Here is a 22,400-nt window from a genome sequence, read left to right as displayed (position 1 = left end):
GAGTGCTCACCGATGCCATGCGCCAGGCAACCGCTCCACACATCAGTCATTGCAACACGCAGGGCCCGAGCCAGCACATGCAACCCGCATGCGCTAGCTCGGGCCCTTATGCATTGATGGGCGCCGCTGGCGATGGGCCAGACTGCTGCGGCCTGGCAGGCGTCGACAGCCAGCGCGAACAGCCAGGGCGACACGCGCCTGCAGCCGGCACGCGTCGGCTGACTTGCCCCTTTCTGATCGGCCCTTCCCCAAAGACCCACTGGAACATCAGCCGCAAGGTGGCATTGGCGCCCCGACCGGCGTGCATGTCGAGCGCCCTTCCCTTCGCGCGCGCTCATCGCTGCTGCACCTCGCCCGGCAGGGCCTTGCATCGGCACGCGTCGCTGCCCGCTTCCGTGAACGATGCCAGCTATAACAAACGCTAAATAGCGAGCTCAAGTATACGACCAGGTCGCCGCTACCTGCCCTGCAATCGGGACGGAGCCGACGCACGCCAGCAGCGCCAGCGCCAGGCGTCATGCGGCCGCCCTAGCTTGCAGCGGGTGCCGACCGTGATCGCGAGGCCGCCGCCGTTGCCTCCAAGCGCCTCCCTCTCCTCCTTCCCGGCAGGTATGTTTCATGATCGGCTTTCTCCAACGCTATAACGTCGGTACCCGCCTTTCCGCAGCGTTCGGCTTTCTGATCCTGTTGTCCTGCGGCCTGGTGGTCGCGGGCCTGACGACCTTGGCGCAAGCGCGCGGGCGCATGGATTCGATCGTCAAGCGCAACATGACGATCCTGGAATATGTCGGCGAGATGCGCAGCGCCAGTGCGGACATTGCCGTCAACCTGCGCAACATCGTGCTGCCGACCACGCAGGAAGAGAACATCGGCTTCGCAAAAATCGTCGAGCAGCAGCGGCAGTACTACAGCGACATCCACGACAAGCTGTACGCCATCCCGCCGTCCGACGCCAATGGTGCGGCAATGCGTCGGCAAATCGATCTTGCCCGCGAAAAGGCGCGTGTCGCCAATCAGCAGGTGCTGGACCTAGGCATGAACGGTAAGCCCGACCAGGCACTCAAGGCGCTGATGCAGCAGGCCGCACCGGCAAACCAGCAATGGCAGGACGCGCTCAATGCATATGCCGCACGCCAGCGCAGCCGTGGCGCGGCGGCCTATGCCGATGCAAACACCGCGATGGATCGTGGCCGGGCATTGCTGATCGCCGGCGGACTTGCGGTGATCTTGGTCAGCAGCCTGCTGGCCTGGTGGATCACCCGCAGCCTGACCCAGCCGTTGAGCCGTGCCACCCGTGCCGCCGAGGCCATCGCCGAAGGTCGCCTGGACAGCGACGTGCACACCACCGCCACCGACGAGCCCGGCCGGCTGCTCAGCGCCATGGCCAGGATGCAGACGCAGTTGCAGCGTTTCTCCGGCGAAACCACGCGGATGATCGCGCTGCACGCCGACAAGGACATGACGCACCGCATGCCGCAGGACTTCCCCGGCGTGTACGGAGAGCTGAGCAAGGGCATCAACACGATGATGTTCGAGCACCTGGACGCCATCGTCGATGCCATCGAAGTGCTCAACGAATACGCCCGCGGCGATCTGCGCCGCGATGCACGGCGCCTGCCGGGCAGCCGCGCGGTGCTGCACGAATCGATGGATGCTGCCAAGGCCAGCCTGCTGGCGATCAATACCGAGATCAAGCGCCTGGCCAGCGCGGCTGCGGCCGGCGACTTCAGCGCACGCGGCGATGCGCAGCGGTTCGAGCACGATTTCCTGCGCATGGTGCAGGACCTCAACGCGATGATGGAGGTCAGCGACACCAGCCTGGGCAGCTTGTCGGCACTGTTGCAATCGATCGCCGCCGGCGATCTCACCGCCCGCATGCACGGCAACTTCCACGGCGTGTTCGCCAAGATGCGCGACGACGCCAACGCCACCACCGAACAGCTCACGCGCATCGTGGTGCGGATCCAGGGCGCGGCCGGCAGCATCAGCGCGGCCACCGGCGAAATCGCCGCCGGCAACCAGGATCTGTCGCAGCGTACCGAACAACAGGCCGCCAACCTGGAAGAAACCGCGGCCTCGATGGAAGAGCTCACCTCCACCGTCAAGCAGAACGCCGAAAGCGCACGCCAGGCCAACCAGCTCGCCATCGGCGCCGCCCGCGTTGCGTCGCAGGGCGGGGAGATCGCCAGCAAGGTGGTCCAGACCATGAGCGGGATCGAGTCTTCGTCCAGGAAGATCGCCGACATCATCAGCGTCATCGATGGCATCTCGTTCCAGACCAATATCCTGGCGCTCAACGCCGCGGTGGAAGCGGCGCGCGCTGGCGAACAAGGCCGCGGCTTTGCCGTGGTGGCCAGCGAAGTGCGTACGCTTGCGCAGCGCTCCACCGCAGCGGCCAAGGAGATCAAGAGCCTGATCGACGATTCGGTGCAGCGCGTGGCCGAAGGCTCGCTGCTGGTGCACAGCGCCGGCACCACCATGGCCGAAATCGTGACCAGCGTGCAGCGCGTCACCGACATCATGGGCGAGATCTCCGCGGCCTCGCAGGAGCAGTCGGCCGGCATCGAGCAGGTCAACCAGACGGTGACCCAGATGGACGAAACCACCCAGCAGAACGCCGCGCTGGTGGAAGAAGCCACTGCCGCCGCACGCGCGCTGGAAGAACAGGCGCTCGGATTGACCGAGGCCGTGGCGGTCTTCAAGACCGACAGCAGTGATGCATCGCAGGCATCGCGTGCAGCCTCACGACGCCCGGCAGCAGCGCCCGCGCTTTCGGCCAGGGCGGCGGCAGCCGGCCGCGCCCCTGCCGCCACGCTGCGCGCCGTCGTCGCTGCGCCCAGCAACGACAGCAGCTGGCAGGAGTTCTGAACAGATCGCCAGCACTGACTGAACCGGACGGGTCGGCAGCGCTGCCGACCCGTTAAAGGCGTACACGTCGTTAGCCGATAGCCTGCTTACATCCATGAGACGCAACAATGACCACCTCACCCACGCTGTCGCCGCAGACCATTCCCGCTTCGCCACGCCGCTGGACCAGCCGTTGGGACGACCTGGCCATCGCCAGGAAACTCGGCATCATCGGCGTGCTTGCGTTGGTGGGGCTGGTCATTCCGGTGCTGCTCTATAGCGGCAAGCTCAATGAAAGCGTCGCCATCAGTAGCAACGAATTGCGCAGCTACGCGCCGCTTGGCCAAATGCTGGGCCTGATCACCGACCTGCACGCAGCCCATGTGGATAGCGGCAGCGCCGCCAAAGACGCCGCGCAGCGCGCCGAGCGCGATCTCGCCCAGCTGCTCGCCACCACGGCCGGCATGCCCGGCTTCGAACGCAGCCAGAAGCAATTGCTGGCCTTGCAGCAGCGCCATGTTGCCGGTGCCGCCGCAGAAGGCTACGCCGCCGTGAGCGAGCAGGCCTTCGCCGCGCTCGATGCATTGCGCGACGACAGCCAGCTGGTCTACACCCCGTACATCGAGAGCTACCACCTGGTGGTGTCCACGCTGATCTACAGCCCCGAGACCGCCGAATCGCTGACCCGTCTGGACGCCGCCAGCGACCCCTCGCAGGCGGGCGACAGCCGCGCCATGCTGCGCGAGCAGCTCGATCAACTTGACCGAAACCATGTGCGTTTCCGCCATGAGCTGGACAAGGCGATGGGCTTGTTGGAACAGCCCGACCCCGCGCTGGCCGATGCCGCCAAGGCCGAAGCGACCCAGGCAAGCGCCGCACTGGCCGCACTGGGGTCCGCCCTGGACGGCAACGATGCCAAGGCAGACGCACAGTGGAATGCCGCACTCGATGCGCTGGGCCAGACCATGCACGAACTCAGCAACGTGTCCCTGCAAGCGCTGCAGCGGCAATCCGAACGTCACCTGGTCGACGCACGCAACGCGATGTGGCAAGCGATCGCCGGCCTGTCGGTGCTGGCGCTGCTGATCGCCGCGCTGTGCTGGTACACCTTGTCGCGCCTGACCCGCAATGTGCGCCGTGCCGCGACGGTGGCCGCCAATATCGCGCAGGGTCGGCTGGACGATCAGGTCAGTGCCGCCGGCCGCGACGAAACCGGTCAATTGCTCGACACCATGCGCCAGATGCAAGGGCAACTGCAGCGCGTGCTCAGCGCGCAAAGCGAAATGGCGCAGCGCCACGATGCCGGCCAGATCAGCTACCGCATGCAGGCAGACAGTTTCCCCGGTGCCTACGCCACCATGGTGCACGACACCAACGCGCTGGTGGGCTCGCACATTGCGGTCAAGATGAATCTTGCGCAGATCATGTCGCGCTATGCCATCGGCGACCTGAGCCAGGACATGGAGCGCCTGCCTGGCGAAAAGGCCGTGCTCACCGACACCATGGATACCGTCAAGGCCAACCTGTCGGCGATGAACAGCCAGATCAAGCTGCTTGCGCAGGCCGCAGCCAATGGCGATTTCAGCGTACGCGGCGACGCACAGCGCTTCCAGTACGATTTCCGCGCGATGGTGGACAGCCTCAATCACTTGATGGCCACCGCCGATGCGAATCTGCACGCGCTCTCGACGGTGTTGCAGGCGATTGCGGCGGGCGACCTCACCGCCCGCATGCACGGCGATTTCCATGGCGTGTTCGCGCGCATGCGCGACGACGCCAATACCACCGTGACCCAGCTGGCCAATATCGTCGGGCGCATCCAGCAGTCCACCAATGCCATCAACGATGCCGCCAGCGAAATTGCCACCGGCAATCAGGACCTGTCGCAGCGCACCGAACAGCAAGCGGCCAATCTGGAGGAAACCGCTGCCTCGATGGAAGAACTCACCTCCACCGTGCGCAACAACGCCGAGCATGCGCGCCGCGCGAACCAGCTGGTGGTCGGTGCGGCCACGGTCGCCTCGCAAGGCGGTGCGGTGGTGGGTGAGGTGGTGGGCACCATGGCCGGCATCCAGACTGCATCCAAGAAGATCGCCGACATCATCAGCGTCATCGACGGCATCGCCTTCCAGACCAATATCCTTGCCTTGAACGCGGCGGTGGAAGCGGCACGCGCCGGCGAACAAGGCCGTGGCTTTGCCGTGGTGGCCAGTGAAGTGCGCACGCTGGCGCAACGCTCGGCCGGCGCGGCAAAAGAGATCAAGCACCTGATCGAGGACTCGGTCAGCCGGGTCGAACACGGCAGCCAGCTGGTGGGCCAGGCCGGTCGCACCATGCAGGACATCGTCGATTCGGTGCAGAACGTCACCACCATCATGCATGAGATCAGCGAGGCCTCGCAGCAGCAGTCGCAAGGCATCGAACAGGTTGGCCAGACCGTCGCGCAGATGGACCAGGCCACCCAGCAGAACGCCGCGCTGGTGGAAGAAGCCACCGCCGCCGCCCGGTCGATGGAAGAACAGGCGCAGCAATTGCGCGATGCGGTCTCGGTGTTCCAGTTGCAGGCCGGGTCTGCGCATCGCCGCCTGGGCCACGCTGCCTGAGGCAACGCCTGGCGGTCGATCGGCCCCTGGGACGCTGCGCGCACGCCTGCGTCCCACCTTTCACTGCCCGCTGCCTGCATCGGTCAGGCACCGGCGCAACGGCCGCACATCATCAACGCGCACGCGCTTCGCCCAGTGCGATCGGCAGAGCGCTATTGCCAGCGCGCATGCGTCGAGCGGCCCTGCGCGAGCGCAGATCCAAGCCACACATGCCAAACCGCCCTGGATCCAGACGCCTGATGGGCTGTCAGGCCTGTGAGCAGGAAGTGAAGGCGCGATCTTTCAGAGCCCCAGGAATGCCCCGTTTGACAGGCATTTCCAGGCGGTTGTGCACACCAGGCTCACCTCGGTGACGCCACCCCATACGCGTCCGGGCTAGCGAGTTCAGCAGCACCGACAGGGCGCCGTTACCAACCTCAAGCACGTGTACCTGCCCTGCAATCGCTGGCGTTGCGACCTTTTGATGTCGCAACGATCGATGGATCGGTTCGACGCATGCCCGCATCGGCGCCACCAGCGTACCCAGTACGCCTCCCCGCCCTGCGCACTGCCCCTTTCCTGCCCATCGCCCTCGAGATCCCAACATGATTGCTCTTCTTCAACGCTACAACGTCGGCAAGCGCCTGGGCTTCGCCTTCGGCACGCTGATCCTGCTGTCCTGCGCCCTGGTCGTCGCTGGCCTGTATACGCTGGCGCAGGCGCGCCAAAGCCTGGATACGCTCGCTAATCGCAACATGGTGATCGTCCAGCGGCTGCAGGAAATGAACAACGCGGTGTCGGTCATTGCCGTGCAGCTGCGCAACATCGTATTGCCGACGCCAGACGAAGAAAATCAACACTTCGTGGCGATCATCCAAGAGCAGCGCCGCATCTACAAGGAAGCACACGACAAGCTCTACACCTTCTCGGCAACGCCTGTAGCTCAGGCGCTACGTGAGAGGATCGATGCCAACAACCAGGCCGCCCGCGCGCTCAACCAGCAGGTGATCGACCTGGACCTGGCCGGCAAAACCGACGAAGCGATGCCCTTGCTGTTGCAGCGTGCCGCACCGGCCACGCAGGCATGGCAGGACGCGCTGCTGGAGTATTCGGCGTTGCAGCGCCAACGTGCCCAGGAAGCCAATGCGCTGGCCACCACGGCGATGGCCCGCGGGCGAGCCATGTTGATTGGTGGCGGCCTGGCGGTGGTGCTGATCAGCGGCTTGCTGGCATGGCTGATCACCCGCAGCCTGGTGGTTCCGCTGACGCGCGCCACGCGCGCGGCCGAAGCCATTGCCCAAGGCAACCTGGACAACGACGTCAGCGCGAACTCCAACGACGAGACCGGTCGCCTGTTGCATGCCATGGACAACATGCAGGGCCAGCTGCGCAATCTGATTGCCGCACAGCTGGGCATGGCCAAGCGCCATGAAGAAGGCCAGATCAGCTTCCGCATGGATGCCGGCGCGTTCCCTGGCGATTTCGGCCGCATGGCCAATGACACCAACGAATTGGTGGCCGCGCACATCAAGGTGAAGATGCAGACCATCCATCTGATCGAGCGTTATGCCATCGGCGACCTGTCCGAAGACATGCAGCAGTTGCCCGGCGAGAAGGCGGCCATCACCGCGGCAATGAACCAGGTCAAGCACAACCTGTCGACCATGAACACCGAAATCAAGCAGCTGGCGCAGGCTGCGGCCAGTGGCGACTTCACCGCGCGTGGCAATGCCGAGCAGTTCCAGTTCGATTTCCGCATCATGGTGGAAAGCCTCAACACCTTGATGGCCACCGCCGACGGCAACCTGCAATCGCTCTCTGGCTTGTTGCAGTCGATCGCTGCCGGCGACCTCACCGCGCGAATGAGTGGCCAATACCAGGGCGTGTTCGCGCAGATGCGCGACGACGCCAATGCCACCGCCGAACAACTGGCCAGCATCGTCGGCCGCATCCAGATCGCAGCCGACGCGATCGGCCTGGCCTCGGGCGAAATCGCTTCCGGTAACCAGGATCTGTCGCAGCGTACCGAACAGCAGGCCGCCAACCTGGAAGAAACCGCCGCCTCGATGGAAGAGCTCACCTCCACCGTCAAGCAGAACGCCGAGCACGCCAGCCAGGCCAACCAGCTCGCCATCGGCGCCGCTGCGGTGGCCTCGCAAGGCGGCGATGTGGTGGCCAAGGTGGTCACCACCATGTCCGACATCCAGGGCTCGTCCAGGAAGATCGCCGAGATCATCAGCGTCATCGACGGCATCGCATTCCAGACCAATATCCTGGCCTTGAATGCGGCGGTGGAAGCGGCGCGCGCCGGCGAACAGGGTCGCGGCTTCGCCGTGGTCGCCTCCGAGGTGCGCACGCTGGCGCAGCGTTCGGCCGGTGCTGCCAAGGAGATCAAGCACCTGATCGACGACTCGGTGGAAAAGGTCACGCAAGGCGCAACCCTGGTCGATCAGGCCGGCACCACCATGGCCGAGATCGTCGCCAGCGTGCAGCGCGTCACCAACATCATGGGCGAGATCTCCTCGGCTTCGCAGGAACAGTATGCGGGTATCGAGCAGGTCAACCAGACCGTCACCCAGATGGACGAAACCACCCAGCAGAACGCCGCGTTGGTGGAGGAAGCCACCGCCGCCGCACGCGCAATGGAAGAACAGGCGCAGCAGCTGACCGAAGCAGTGGCGGTCTTCAAGGTGGCTGCGCATGCACCGGTGGCGCGTCGGTTGTCGGCCATTGCCAGCGCACCGGCCAATGCCCGCTCCGCACCGCGCCCGGCAGCACGCGTCACCCCGGTGGCCGCATCGCCGCGTCGCAGCACGACGGCCAACGCCGCATCGGCCGCTGATGTAGCCGATTGGCAGGAGTTCTGATCGCGAAGACGTTTTGATCGCGAAGACAGCAACGCCCCGGTGGTCGTCGCAAACGGCCATCGCGGCGACGCACGCACGCCGCGTCGAGCGCGCGGCCGGGATGGACCGCGTGTGCAACGCGTGAATCGCGACACATGCCGGTAACGCTTTCGATCGCGTGAACCTCTCGATCCGGCGATATTGGACGGCTAAGACGCAGATTTTTCACTAATTATGAAACAAGGCAGCGCTCACCCACACGCGCCCATCACTTGTCTGAGAACGCGCTTTACCAGCTGGCATCCCACGCTCAATCGACTGCAGGACGCGCCGTTACCAAGGGCGTGATGACAAGCAGACGCGAGCGCAGCGCGCCTTGCTGGCCTGTCGACGCAACCGTATCCCATCCTTTTGAGCCGAGCGATCCCATGACCTCTCTTTTACTGCGTTTCAATGTCGGGCCGCGCCTGGCGGCCGCCTTCACTGTGCTGATCCTGCTGTCCGGGTTCATCGCCTTCATCGGCTACCGCGGGCTGAGTTCTGCACGTGCGCTGGTGGATGCCTTGGTGCACCAGAACATGACCAAGATCCGCCTCTCCAACGACATGATGAATGCCAACTACATCATTGCTGCCGAGTTACGCAACGTGGTGCTGCCGACCAGCGATGCGGACAATCTGAAATTCGTCGAGAAGATCAAGGCCGCGCGTGCCGACTATTCAAAAGCGCGCGAAGCCCTCTACGCCATGCCGGTCTCGCCGCAAGGCCAAATCATCCGGGACGACATCGATCGCCTCATTCCGCAAGTACGCGAATTGAACAATCAGATCATCGACCTGGTGATGTCCGGCCACAGCGACGAAGCCTTGCCGTTGCTGCTCACCAAAGCCGCACCCGCGCTGCAGCGGTGGCAGGACAAGATCGGCGAGAACATCGCCTTGCAGGACAAATTAGCTGCCGAAGCGGCTGCGGTGGCACTGCAATCGATGGACGATTCGCGCAAGTTGCTGATCGGCGGTTCGCTGATGGTGGTATTGCTGAGCGGCACTCTGGGCTTGCTGATCACCCGCAGCCTCACCCGGCCGCTGAGCCGCGCCACCCGCGCTGCCGAAGCGATCGCCGAGGGCAAGCTCGATAACGCCGTGCATAGCGATGCCAGCGACGAAACCGGCCGTCTGCTCCAGGCCATGGACAAGATGCAGTCGCAGGTGCGCAACCTCATTACCGCCCAGCTGGACATGGCCAAGCGCCACGATGCCGGCCAGGTGAGCTTCCGCATGGATGCCGGCGTGTTCCCCGGCGACTACGGCCGCATGGCCGGCGACACCAATGCGCTGGTCGACAGCCACATCCAGGTCACCGCGCGCCTGGCGCAGATCATGGGCCGCTATGCGATCGGCGACCTCAGCGACGACATGGACGCCCTGCCCGGCGAACAGGCCAAACTCACCGAGACCATGGCGCAGGTCAAACACAACCTGGCCGCGATGAATCGGCAGATCAAGCAGCTGGCACAGGCCGCCGCGGCCGGCGACTTCAGTGCTCGCGGCGACGCAGTGCAGTTCCAGTACGACTTCCGCATCATGGTCGAGAGCCTCAACCAGCTGATGGCCACTGCCGATGGCAGCCTGCAAGCGTTGTCGGGCATGTTGCAGGCCATTGCTGCGGGCGATCTCACTGCGCGCATGGATGGCCAATTCCAGGGTGTGTTTGCGCAGATGCGCGACGATGCCAATGCCACGGTGACGCAACTGGCCGGTATCGTCGGGCACATCCAGACCTCGGCGGTCTCGATCAATGCGGCTGCCAGCGAAATTGCCGCCGGCAACAACGACCTGTCGCAACGTACCGAACAGCAGGCCGCCAACCTGGAAGAAACCGCTGCCTCGATGGAAGAGCTCACCTCTACCGTCAAGCAGAATGCCGAGGGCGCACGCCAGGCCAATAAACTGGCGATCGGTGCGGCCAGCGTGGCGTCGCAAGGCGGCGAGGTCGTCGGCAAGGTCGTGGACACCATGGCGGGCATCCAGGCCTCGTCGAAGAAGATCGCCGACATCATCTCCGTCATCGACGGCATCGCGTTCCAGACCAATATCCTGGCCTTGAATGCGGCGGTGGAAGCGGCACGTGCCGGCGAGCAGGGCCGCGGCTTTGCCGTGGTGGCCAGTGAAGTGCGTACGCTGGCGCAGCGTTCCTCAGCCGCCGCCAAGGAGATCAAGGACCTGATCGGCGACTCGGTGCAGCGCGTCACCGACGGCTCGCAGCTGGTGGACCAGGCGGGCCGCACCATGGCCGAAATCGTCTCATCGGTGCAGCGCGTCACCGACATCATGGGCGAAATTTCCGCTGCCTCGCAGGAGCAGTCGGCCGGCATCGAACAGGTCAACCTCACCGTCACGCAGATGGATGAGGCCACCCAACAGAACGCTGCCCTGGTGGAAGAAGCCACTGCCGCCGCGCGCGCGATGGAAGAACAGGCACAGCAACTCACCGAAGCGGTGGCGGTCTTCAAGGTCGATGCGAACGCACCGGTGGCACGCAAGTTGTCAGCCATCGCCAGCGCCGTGAGCCACCAGCGGCCGACGACGCGCCCGGCTGCACGTGCCGCCGTGGTCGCGGCGACACCGCGGCGCGTGGCAGTGAATGCAACCACGTCGACCGTTGGAGATGGCAATTGGCAGGAGTTTTAAGCGACGGCGCCGGAGCCCACCGGTCGCCGGCAGTGGCGGGCGACCGGCACCGCCAGCGGGATCGTTTTTAGTCGCGGTGGTGCATTCGGCCGCCGTACTCATCGTCAACCGGTCGCAGCTGCCGATGCGCGTTTCACGCAACACCGTTGTCCAGCAACACAGACGTTTCGAGAGCCTTTGATCCGCGCTCCGCAGATCTTGTGGGCCGCTTCCCTTGCGAGGGGAAGCGGCCCTTTTTTTTGCTGCCATCCCGGAGTAAGACCGACAGACCGCACCAGCGCTCTTCAGGCGAAGCGGTGCGTAGCAACCGAGGATGTGAGCCAATTCCGGCTCCGGCCATAACCGCCTGGCGACTGCGCAACCCTCGCATTGGTTGCCCAGGATGTTGCTCGGACGGGCGGCCGCAAGGCGCCATTTCGCCCGCCGTATGCGGCCCGTCGCCTCCCTCAAGGACACTTTTGGTTTCACCCAAAATTTACAATCGTCGGTGACAAGGTGGACGATGTGAAACCGCTTTCAGCCAGCGAATGCTGAATGGAATGCCTAATTTTGTGCTGATTTCAACGGGAACAATCAATTTCGAGCATAAACGGCCGCTACCAAGCTCACGCATTCGTAACGCCCTCCCCCGGGCAAGGTCGATTCCTCATGCATTCCTTCAACCGCCTCTCGGTCGGTACGCGGCTCTCCGCACTGCTCACGCTGGTCATCGCCATTTCGCTGGGGCTGCTGGCCCTGACCATCTATCGCCAGTCCGCTGGCGATATCGAATCGCAGGTCAAGGCCGAGCTGCGCTCCAGCACCCGACTGATGCAGCAGTCGGTGGCGATGTACGACGTCACGCTCAGCGAAGGCACCCAGCGTCTGGGCAGCGTGTTCGACGACATGCTCCCCACCGGCGCGCGCGAACTCGATAGCGCCAGCACGGTCACCATCGGCGAGCAGAACACCCCCTCGCTGCGTGCCGGCAAGCAGGCATTGAATCTCAATTTCGACGCCGTGGACCGCTTTGCCAAGGCGACCGGCGGCGTTGCCACGATCTTCGCCCGTACCGGCGACGACTTCGTGCGCATCACCACCTCGCTGCGTAACAAGCAGAACGAACGCGTCATCGGCACCCTGCTCGATCGCAAGGGCAAGGCCTACGCCGCCCTGTCGCAAGGCAAGAGCTTCACCGGCCAGGCGCAGCTGTTCGGCGAGCAGTACATGACCCATTACCAGCCGCTGCGCGATGCCGCCGGCGAGGTCATTGGCGCGCTGTTCGTCGGGCGCAACTACACCCAAGGCCTGGCCGCGCTCAAGGCCCAGGTCAGCACCACCAAACTGGGCCAGGACGGCTATTTCGTCATTGCCGACATGGCGCCGGGCGATCACCAGGGCCAGATCATCGCGGCTCCGCCGGGCACCCCGGCCACATTAGCGGCACTGGTGCCGGCCGAACAGCAGGCCCTGTTGCAGGCAGTGCTGGACGGCAAGCAGCCCAGCGCCAACCTGCAGCTGCGCGATGGCAAGGGCGCCAGCCAGGCCTTCGAAGTCACCGCACAGCGCTACGCGCCGTGGCAGTGGGCAGTGATTGGCGCGCAGCCGCGCAGTGCCATCGACGGCCCGCTGGACGCGCTGATGGGCAGCATGCTGCTGTTCTCGCTGGTGGTGCTGGCACTGTGCATCGCGGTGGTGTTCATTGCCGCGCGCAAGATGGTCACCCGCCCGCTGCTGGCAGTGGAACGCGTGCTTGGCGACGTGGCGGCCGGCCGCCTGGACAACGCGATTGACATCGACCGGCATGACGAACTCGGTCGCCTGCTGCTCAACGCCCGCACCATGCGCGATGACCTGCGCGCGCGCCTGGAACGCGACCACCTGATCGCCAGCGAAGCACTGCGCGTACGCACCGCCTTGGACGACGTCAGCACCAATGTGATGATCGCCGACGCCGAGCGCCGCATCATTTACGTCAATCGACCGCTGCAGCGCATGCTGTCGGAGATGCAGGACGTCCTGCGGCACGATCTTCCCAACTTCGATGCCGCTGCACTGGGCAATACCCGCATCGACCAGTTCCATCGCAATCCCGAGCAGGCACGCCTGCTGGATCAACTCAAGAGTACGCACACCGCACAGGTCGAAATCGGCGGCCGCATCGTGCACGAAGTGGTCAGCCCGGTCGTGGCTGCCACCGGCGAGCGCATGGGCTATGTGGTCGAATGGAGCGACCGTACCCAGGAAGTGCAGGTTGAACAGGAAGTCGCGCACGTGGTGGAAGCCGCCGCGGCCGGCGACCTCAGCGAGCGGATCGACGTGCGCGGCAAGCAGGGCTTCCTGTTGCTGCTGGCCCAACAGCTCAACACATTGCTGGACAACAACGCCGACGGTCTGTCGCGCGTCTCCGCCCTGCTCTCGTCGCTGTCGCAAGGCGACCTGACCGCACGCATGGACGGCGCGCTGCAGGGCGTCTTCGCCACCATCCGCGACGACGCCAACGCCACCGCCGACCAGTTGGCCGGTATCGTGCGCCGCATCAAGGACTCGTCGCTGACGATCAATTCGGCCGCCACCGAAATCGCCACCGGCAACGGCGACCTGTCGCGTCGCACCGAACAGCAAGCGGCCGCGCTGGAAGAAACCGCAGCCTCCATGGAAGAGCTCACCGCCACCGTCAAGCAGAACGCCGACAACGCCGACCAGGCCAATCGCCTGGTGCTGGATGCTGCCGGTGTGGCGGCAAAGGGCGGCGATGTGGTGAACCGCGTGGTCACCACCATGGCCGATATCGACGCCTCGTCGAAAAAGATTGCCGAGATCATCAGCGTGATCGACGGCATCGCCTTCCAGACCAATATCCTGGCCTTGAACGCGGCGGTGGAAGCGGCGCGTGCCGGCGAGCAGGGTCGTGGCTTTGCTGTGGTGGCCTCGGAGGTCCGTACGTTGGCACAGCGCTCGGCCGGCGCGGCCAAGGAGATCAAGCACCTGATCGAAGACTCGGTCACCCGCATCGGCAACGGCGCGGCACTGGCTTCCGAAGCCGGCAGCACCATGCAGCAGGTGGTGACCTCGGTACAGCGCGTCACCGACATCATGGGCGAAATCACCAGCGCTTCGCGCGAGCAGGCCGCAGGCATCACCCAGGTCAACCAGACCGTCACCCAGATGGACGAAACCACCCAGCAGAACGCCGCGCTGGTGGAAGAAGCCACTGCCGCCGCGCGCTCGATGGAAGACCAGGCCGCACAGTTGGTGGATGCGGTGGCAGTGTTCCGCCTGGAGCCACAGGACCGCCTGAGCACCCTGCTGTCCAACGCACGCCATGCCTACAGCTGAGACGGCAACGACGATTCATTGCAGCCAGATCACAGCATCGAGGGCGCGCTGCCCTCACCGCCCGCGGGACATGCCGTAAAACCGTCCATGGGGCTCGATGGCGGCATCCATGCCGCCAACGGTCCGGCTACCGGCAAGGACACCGCGCCAGACAGTTTTCTGCTGGCGGTGCTGAAGTGCTTAGGACACCGCTTCGCGCGGCTTGGGGTTGCTGGTTGCGGTGTTGAAACCTGCACATCGACCAACGCGACTGGTCCTTGCCCGCCCACCGTCGCGGGACCCTTGGCGGCATGGATGCCGCCACGGAGCTTACGGGGACGTACTTGCAGCGTGTCCTGCGATGGTGGGCGGGCAAGGATCCTGCAGCGAGCGACAACACGTAGAGGCACCGTGCCCTCACCAGATAGTTCGCTGGTGGCGTATTGAAGAACGAAGACCTCGCGCCAGACGTTGACGCTTGCTTGGCTGAACGCGCTGCACACAGACCATCGCGGCTGCGCCTGACCACCGATCGGCATAGAGTTTGGTCGGCCGCCTTAAAGATTTGGCTTTGCCGCCGATATCAAGGCGACGCCGGGACAACCCGCCAGGCGCCTTCCCGCTTCTACTGTGCTTGTGCCCATGTCCCAAGGCGATACCTCAGAGCTGGACCACGACGCCGATCACCTCGCCGAAGGTGACGAGCGCTACCTGCTGCGCAACAAGCGGCAGATCCGTGGATTGCTGCGCCAGCTGCTCGACCAACGCGCCATCGTGACCATGCATGTGGCTGGCCGCGACATGGCCGTGCCCACCGCCGTGCTGGAAGTGGACGAAGACGACGACTGCGTGATCCTGGACGGCAGCCATAACGATGCCTCCAACCGCGCCATCGAAGGCGCCAAATACCTGCTGTGCTACGCCCAACTGGAACGGGTGAACATCCGCTTCCGCCTGGAAAAGGCCGAACGGATCGAGCGCGACATCCACGTCGCCTTCCGCGTCGACCTGCCTGCCGCGATGTACCACATGCAGCGGCGCGAATCGTACCGGCTGGAAACGCCGATCACCGATTCGCCCGTCTGCACCATCCGCCAGGAAGCGGCGCAGGGAAACGAGTTCAACCTGCAGCTGCGCGTGATCGACATCAGCAGCGGCGGCCTGGCGGTGTCCCTCACCGACGGGATGCCCTTGCTCGAATTGCAACGCACCTACCGCAACTGCATCCTGCAATTGCCCGACACCGCCCCGATCACGCTGCCGCTGACCGTGTGCAGCCAGTACAAGCAGGCCCTGCCCAACGGCAGCGAAGGCTTCCGGATCGGCATGCAGTTCAGCGACCTGCCGCGCGGCGCCGACGAAACCATCCAGCGCTACATTTTCCGTGTCGACCGCCAGCGCAATGCGCGCAAGAGCGGCGTGTTCTGAACCCTCGCGTACCACGCGGGGCCGGCACCTAAAGTTGCCGCCTACCCCGCCGATGTTGCTAGGGCATCCCGCATCCGTCTCTGCTGCCGCAGTCCTGCCTCAACCCGACACTTAGCCGCAACGCCCGGAGTTTCCATGAACGATAAAAGCACTGCCACCGGCACAGGTGGTGAATTCCTCAGCTTCGCTTTGGGCGAAGAACACTACGGTGTGGATATCCTGAAGGTGCAGGAAATCCGCGGCTACGATTCGGTCACGCGTCTGCCCGACGCGCCGGACTACATCAAGGGCGTGATCAACCTGCGCGGCACCATCGTGCCGGTGATCGACCTGCGCCTGAAGCTGCGCCTGAAAGAAGCGCGCTACGACGCTTTCACCGTGATGATCGTGCTCAACGTCGAGGACCGCGTGGTCGGCATCGTCGTGGACAGCGTGTCCGACGTGATTCCGCTCAACGACGACCAGATCCGTCCTACCCCCGAATTCGGTGCGTCGGTCGACACCCGTTTCATCTCCGGTATCGGCACCCAGGACGATCGCATGTTGATCCTGCTGGATATCGAAACGCTGCTGGACAGCACCGAGCTGGGTCAGCAGCTGGTGGAAGAAGCCGCCTGATTCAAACGGCTGCGTTGCCTCGCCTGCGGTCGCCGGAGAGGTGTAGAGGAATGCAGGAGCCGCCATGTACGACAAGCGGCTACCAAACGACTGCCAGGCCGCCAGAACGCGCGTGGTCGGCGCTCCGAATCCCGATGTCGCACTTGTGCACTCCGGCTTCTGCGCCCCTCGCCACTGTTGGCTGATTCGCTCCGTTCGGTAGCCGCTTTTCAGCGTATGCGGTGGCACCCTGCACCCACTGCACCGCTCCGGCGGCCGCAACGCTTTTGTGCGATCGCATTTACGACGATCGCGTGTCAGGAAGCTCCCGACACGCGACGCACCACTCGATGGAAATGAGATAAAAATCACGTTTTCCGGATTCAAGTTGAACGGCGGTTAGCCGATAGCTGAATGAAGCCCGCGTCCACACAACGGGTCACCGTTCGACTTTTGATTTCTGGAGAATCCCAATGAAGTTCCTGCTCTCGCTCCTCCCCGTCGCTGCTCTCGTGATCGTTGCTCCCACGCTGTCGGCCCAGTCGCAGGAAATGATTCCGCCGGAAATGGCGACGCGCTTCGTCGGCAAGGACGGCATGGTGTGCGGCAAGGTCGAAAAGGCCAAGTACGCGCAGAGCTCGGAAGGCGAACCCACCTTCCTGTACATGGGCGGCATGTTCCCGCGCCACACCTTCTCCGCACGCATCGACGGCGCCAACCGCGGCAAGTTCAGCTTCGCCCCCGAAACGCTCGAAGGCAAGGACGTCTGCGTCCTCGGCAAGATCCAGCGCGACAGTTCGCGCGCCGAAATCGAAGTCAGCTCCCCGGCCAGCCTGAAGCTCGCCACCATCAAGTAATCGCCTCGCACATCGCCACGCCCTCGCGCGTGGCGATGTGCTGTTGCGGCTATGCGGACTGACTTCTACGGGGAATCGTGTCAATGCAATGGATCAACAATCTGAAACTGATGCCCAAGCTGATGCTGGCGTTCGGCATCGTGCTGCTGATCATGCTCGTCCAGGGCGTCATCGCCTATTCGGGCCTGGCTTCGCTCAATAATGTCACCCGCGACCTGGCCGGCAACACCATGTCCAGCGTGCGCGAGGCGGGCGATCTGCGCGGCATGCTCGGCGAATACCGGAATGCGGCCTACCAGAACCTGGTGCGCGCCAGCGATTCGGTCAAGCAGGAAGCCAAGGTCCGCGCCAAGAAGCTCAATGGCGAGATCGAAGCCACCATCAAGGGCTACCCGCGTCTGATCGAAAGCCCGCAACAGAAGAAGCTGTTCGACGTGTTCGTGGCGGACTGGAAGAAGGCATCGGCCTCCTATGCCAGCGTCGACGAAATGATGGAGCTGAATCTGCCCGACGACGCCATCGACACCTTCGTCGGCGAGACCCGTACCCTGCACAACAAGGCCAAGGATTCGCTGGCTGCCTTGATTGCCGAAGATAACCTGCTCGCGCAGGCGGCCAAGACCAAGGCCGAAAAGGTCCACGCCACCTCCGTCACGCTGACCCTGGTGGTGCTGTTGATCGGCATCGCCGGCGGCCTGGGCCTGGCCTTCCTGTTCGCCCGTTCCATCGTCAAGAGCATGCGCGGCGCGGTCACCACGGCCACCGAAATTGCCGGCGGCAAGCTGGACGGCCAGATCAACGTACAGGGCCAGGACGAAGTGGGCGAGTTGATGCGCTCCATGCAGCGCATGCAGCGCGACCTGAAGGAACGCATTGAACGCGACCAGGAAATTGCCGACGAAAACCTGCGCATCCGCACCGCGCTGGACAAGTCCTCGACCGGCACCTTCATCACCGATCCAGAGCGCGTGATGATCTACGCCAACGACGCCTTCAAGAAGATCGTGGCGCAGTACGAAAGCAGCATCCGCCTGGCATCGCCCGAATTCGACGCAAGCAAGGTGATCGGCCAGCACATCAGCTACCTGGGTTTGTCGGATGCGACCGTGCGCAAGGCCATTGCCGCACTGGAACGCGATGGCGTCACCAGCTTCGAAGAGCGTTTCGGCGAAGTGGTGCTGGCGCAGACCGTCACCTCCATCAAGAACGAACAGGGCGAGACCAGCGGCGAAGTCTGCGAATGGCGCGACCGCACCATCGAAGTGCAGGTGGAAGAAGAAGTGGCCCGCATCGTGCGCGCTGCCGCCAGTGGCGACATGAGCGGGCGTGTGGAAACCGACGGCAAGCACGGTTTCTTCCTGCAGCTGGCGCAGCAGCTCAACGGCTTGCTGGATGCCAATGCCGGCAGCCTGGAACAGATTTCGACCCTGCTGTCCGCGCTGTCGCGTGGCGACCTGACCGTGCGTATGCATGGTGAGTTCAGCGGCGTGTTCGCACAGATGCGTGACGATGCCAATGCCACCGCCGAGCAGCTGGCCGACATCGTCGGGCGCATCAAGATGTCGTCCACTGCGATCAATTCGGCCGCTGGCGAAATCGCTTCGGGCAACAGTGACCTGTCGCACCGTACCGAGCAGCAGGCCGCCAATCTGGAAGAAACCGCCGCCTCCATGGAGGAGCTCACCTCCACCGTCAAGCAGAACGCCGAAAGCGCCCGTCAGGCCAACCAGCTTGCCATCGGCGCCACCGGCGTGGCTTCGCAAGGCGGTGAAGTGGTGTCGCAAGTTGTCACCACCATGTCCGGCATCGAAGCCTCGTCCAAGAAGATCGCCGACATCATCAGCGTCATCGACGGCATCGCGTTCCAGACCAATATCCTGGCGTTGAATGCAGCGGTGGAAGCAGCGCGTGCCGGCGAACAGGGTCGCGGTTTTGCCGTGGTCGCCTCCGAGGTGCGCACGCTGGCACAGCGTTCGGCCGGTGCGGCCAAGGAGATCAAGGGCCTGATCGACGACTCCGTGCACAAGGTGGCCGAAGGCTCGGCACTGGTGCGCAAGGCTGGCGCCACCATGGCCGACATCGTGGCCAGCGTGCAGCGCGTGACCGACATCATGGGCGAGATCTCTGCCGCTTCGCAGGAGCAGTCGTCCGGCATCGAGCAGGTTAACCAGACCATCACCCAGATGGACGAAACCACCCAGCAAAACGCTGCGCTGGTGGAAGAAGCCACTGCCGCCGCCCGCTCGATGGAAGAGCAGGCAGGTCATCTGGCCGAAGCGGTGTCGGTGTTCAAGCTGGACGACTCGGCTACGCAGGCGCCACAAAGCACACGCGTCCGGCCGATCGCCTCGCGCCCGGTTGCAGTGAAGAGCGCCGCCAAGCCGGTGGCACGCGCAGCAGCAAGCGCGTCGCGGCCAGCCAAATCCCAGGCCGCACTGGCCGACGGTAACTGGCAAGAGTTCTGATTCACCGCTATTACCACAACGCCCCGGCACTGCCGGGGCGTTGTGCATTTGGGCCAGGCACCTGCGTTGATCCCCGCGTCCGCTGCGGCAGCACACCGATGGGGCATCTTTGCCTCTGAGCGCCCATCGCCAGCCGCCGTCCCCATCGGACGAGCTAGCGAACCCAACCGCGCCCAATCCACGCATTGGCGCTTCAGTTGCGCGGCTCCGTGGCCGATATCCAGTTATAGCTCACGACGCGTATGGATATGACGACAACGACTTCCGCTTCAGACACACGCGAATTTGATTTCGGCGACCGCGACTTCAAGCGTGTCTGCGACCTGATCTACCAGCGTGTCGGCATCGCACTGGCGCCGGCCAAGCGCGACATGGTGTATGGCCGCCTGTCGCGTCGCCTGCGCGTGCTCGGCCTGCGCTCGTTCCGCGACTACCTCGACCAGCTCGAAGCCGGCAACGATGAAGAAGAGTGGCAGGCATTCACCAATGCGCTGACCACCAACCTGACCTCGTTCTTCCGCGAGCCGCACCATTTCGACAAGCTGCGCGAAGAACTGCAAAAGCGCGCCTCGCAGGCGCCGTTGAAGATCTGGTCGTGCGCCGCCTCCACCGGCGAGGAGCCCTACTCCATCGCCATCACCGCCTGCGAAGCCTTCGGCACGCTGACCCCGCCGGTGAGCATCGTCGCCACCGACGTCGACACGCAGGTACTGGAAACCGCCTCGCGCGGCGTCTATGCCATCGACCGTGTCGCCTCGCTGGATGCAGCGATCAAGCGCAAGTACTTCCAGCGCGGCAGCGGCCCCAATGAAGGCAAATGCCGGGTCATTCCGGCGCTGCGCCAGCTCATCGAATACCGCCAGTTGAATCTGCTGGCACCGCGTTACGACGTCGGCGGTCCGTATGCAGCACTGTTCTGCCGCAACGTGATGATCTACTTCGACAAGCCCACCCAGCGCGGCATCCTGTCGCGCCTGGTCAGTCACATGGGCGAGGACGGTCTGCTCTACACCGGGCACTCGGAGAACTACCTGCACGCGGCCGATCTGATCCAGCCGTGCGGGCGCACGCTGTATCGGCGCGCACCGCGCGCAGGAGCCTGAGCATGAGTACCGCCGTGCAAGTCGACGACGTCATGCGCTACCGCGATTCGCGGTTCCAGACCATTGCCGCCAAACTGCTGCCCACCCAATACCTGGTGGTGGACGACGACACCGCGTTGACGACCACCTTGGGATCGTGCGTTGCAGCCTGCCTGCGCGACCCGGTGCTCAAGATCGGCGGCATGAACCACTTTCTCTTGCCCGAAGGCCAGGTCGGCGACGGCGCACCCACGCGCTACGGCAGCTATGCCATGGAGTTGCTGATCAACGACATGCTCAAGCGCGGCGCGCACCGCAAACGCATCGAAGCCAAGGTCTTCGGTGGCGCCAACGTGCTGAAGGGCTTTACCAGCAACCCGGTCGGCACCCGCAACGCCGAGTTCGTGCGCCAGTACCTGCAGGCCGAACATATTCCCATCATCGCTGAAGATCTGTGTGGCATCCATCCGCGCAAGGTGTGGTTCTTCGCGACCACTGGCCGCGTCGTCGTGCAGCGCTTGCCGCACGCACACGAAGCCGAAGTCGCCGCCACCGAATCGGCCGTGCGCGCCCGTCTGTCCAAAGCACCGGTTACCGGTGGAGTGGAGTTGTTCGAATGACGCTGGAAACCCCTGTGCGTGTATTGATCGTCGACGATTCGGCGGTCGTGCGTCAGATGCTCACCGAGATTTTATCGCGCGACGCCGGCATCGAAGTGGTCGGCTCGGCCGCCGACCCGTTGCTGGCGCGCGAAAAGATCAAGCGCCTCAATCCGGACGTCATCACGCTGGATGTGGAAATGCCGCGCATGGACGGCCTGGTGTTTCTGGAAAACCTGATGCGCCTGCGCCCTACCCCGGTGGTGATGATTTCATCGCTGACCGAGCGCGGTGCCGACACCACCTTGCAGGCCCTGTCGCTGGGCGCCGTGGACTTCGTGTCCAAGCCCAAGATCGACGTCGCACGCGGGCTGGAAGGCTACGCCGAAGAGATCGTCAGCAAGGTCAAGATGGCCGCCAAAGCCAAGGTCAGCGCACTCAATCGTCCGAGCGCGCCCAAAGTCACGCTGGATATGCAATCGGCACCGGTGGCCGGCAGCGCGCTGCGCTTTCGCACGACCGACCGCTTGATCGCCATCGGCGCCTCCGCCGGTGGTACCGAAGCGCTGCGCGTGGTGCTCGAACACATGCCCGCCGATGCGCCCGCGGTGGTGATGACCCAGCATCTGCCTGCCAGCTTCAGCACCGCATTCGCCGAGCGCCTCAACCGCCACTCGGCCATGTCGGTACGCGAAGCCACCGATGGCGAGGCCATCCTGCCTGGCCATGCGTATCTGCCGCCGGGCGGCCAGCATCTGCGCATCATTCGCGACGGTGCGCGCTGGCGCTGCCGCATCGACGATGGCCCGCCGGTCAATCGCCACAAGCCGGCAGTGGACGTGCTGTTTCGTTCTGTTGCCGCCAATGCCGGCCCGAATGCGGTGGGCGCCATCCTCACCGGCATGGGCGACGACGGCGCACGCGGCCTGCTGGAAATGCTGCAGGCCGGCGCGCCGACGCTGGTGCAGGACGAAGCCAGCAGCGTGGTCTGGGGCATGCCCGGTGCCGCGTACAAACTTGGCGCCGCGCAGGAAGTGGTGCCGCTGGACCGCGTGGCCGAGCGCTTGCTCGCATTGTCGGCGCAGGCGCGCTGATCCGGCATGGCCGCGC

Annotated in this window: 12 protein-coding genes and 1 pseudogene; all 13 read left to right on the top strand. The window is 64.4% G+C overall.

Annotated elements, in window-relative coordinates:
• The first annotated feature begins 132 nt into the window (after positions 1–132).
• The 13 genes and pseudogenes from ACCQ07_RS09665 to ACCQ07_RS09605 all read left to right on the top strand — a co-directional run bounded on the left by ACCQ07_RS09665 (position 133) and on the right by ACCQ07_RS09605 (position 22,384).
• Positions 133–425: pseudogene (locus ACCQ07_RS09665) on the top strand (hypothetical protein).
• A gap of 193 nt (positions 426–618) precedes the next feature.
• On the top strand, positions 619–2,868 hold the full coding sequence (locus ACCQ07_RS09660; protein WP_372364020.1) for a methyl-accepting chemotaxis protein: 2,250 nt from the start codon (positions 619–621) through the stop codon (positions 2,866–2,868).
• 107 nt (positions 2,869–2,975) lie between these two features.
• A complete protein-coding gene (locus ACCQ07_RS09655) occupies positions 2,976–5,450 on the top strand; it encodes a methyl-accepting chemotaxis protein (RefSeq protein WP_372364019.1) in 2,475 nt (824 codons plus the stop codon).
• Positions 5,451–6,034: 584 nt separating this feature from the next.
• Positions 6,035–8,296 carry a methyl-accepting chemotaxis protein gene (locus ACCQ07_RS09650; RefSeq protein WP_011347230.1) on the top strand — a complete coding sequence of 754 codons (2,262 nt, stop codon included), beginning with the start codon at positions 6,035–6,037 and terminating at the stop codon, positions 8,294–8,296.
• A 407-nt stretch (positions 8,297–8,703) separates the two neighbouring features.
• Positions 8,704–10,965 carry a methyl-accepting chemotaxis protein gene (locus ACCQ07_RS09645; protein WP_372364018.1) on the top strand — a complete coding sequence of 754 codons (2,262 nt, stop codon included), beginning with the start codon at positions 8,704–8,706 and terminating at the stop codon, positions 10,963–10,965.
• A 648-nt stretch (positions 10,966–11,613) separates the two neighbouring features.
• On the top strand, positions 11,614–14,283 hold the full coding sequence (locus tag ACCQ07_RS09640) for a methyl-accepting chemotaxis protein (protein ID WP_218490186.1): 2,670 nt from the start codon (positions 11,614–11,616) through the stop codon (positions 14,281–14,283).
• Positions 14,284–14,904: 621 nt separating this feature from the next.
• A complete protein-coding gene (locus tag ACCQ07_RS09635) occupies positions 14,905–15,690 on the top strand; it encodes a flagellar brake protein (RefSeq protein WP_277575053.1) in 786 nt (261 codons plus the stop codon).
• 135 nt (positions 15,691–15,825) lie between these two features.
• A complete protein-coding gene (locus ACCQ07_RS09630) occupies positions 15,826–16,308 on the top strand; it encodes a chemotaxis protein CheW (protein WP_003486339.1) in 483 nt (160 codons plus the stop codon).
• A 452-nt stretch (positions 16,309–16,760) separates the two neighbouring features.
• On the top strand, positions 16,761–17,144 hold the full coding sequence (locus ACCQ07_RS09625; RefSeq protein ID WP_003486337.1) for a hypothetical protein: 384 nt from the start codon (positions 16,761–16,763) through the stop codon (positions 17,142–17,144).
• 83 nt (positions 17,145–17,227) lie between these two features.
• The gene (locus ACCQ07_RS09620) at positions 17,228–19,609 is read left to right on the top strand and encodes a methyl-accepting chemotaxis protein (protein WP_014090074.1); all 2,382 of its coding nucleotides are present in this window, start codon (positions 17,228–17,230) and stop codon (positions 19,607–19,609) included.
• A gap of 242 nt (positions 19,610–19,851) precedes the next feature.
• Positions 19,852–20,712, top strand: a complete 861-nt coding sequence (locus ACCQ07_RS09615; protein WP_008571499.1) for a CheR family methyltransferase — start codon at positions 19,852–19,854, stop codon at positions 20,710–20,712.
• 2 nt (positions 20,713–20,714) lie between these two features.
• Positions 20,715–21,311, top strand: a complete 597-nt coding sequence (gene cheD, locus ACCQ07_RS09610; RefSeq protein ID WP_003486330.1) for a chemoreceptor glutamine deamidase CheD — start codon at positions 20,715–20,717, stop codon at positions 21,309–21,311.
• Complete coding sequence (locus ACCQ07_RS09605) at positions 21,308–22,384, top strand: protein-glutamate methylesterase/protein-glutamine glutaminase (RefSeq protein WP_003486327.1); 1,077 nt, start codon at positions 21,308–21,310, stop codon at positions 22,382–22,384. Before cheD ends, ACCQ07_RS09605 begins: the two co-directional genes overlap by 4 nt.
• Positions 22,385–22,400 lie beyond the last annotated feature (16 nt).

Origin of the sequence: Xanthomonas sp. NCPPB 3583, assembly GCF_041475715.2 — a bacterium.
Lineage (GTDB): Bacteria > Pseudomonadota > Gammaproteobacteria > Xanthomonadales > Xanthomonadaceae > Xanthomonas > Xanthomonas euvesicatoria.
Note: the sequence above shows the minus strand (reverse complement) of the source record. Positions and strands in the feature narration are given on the sequence as shown.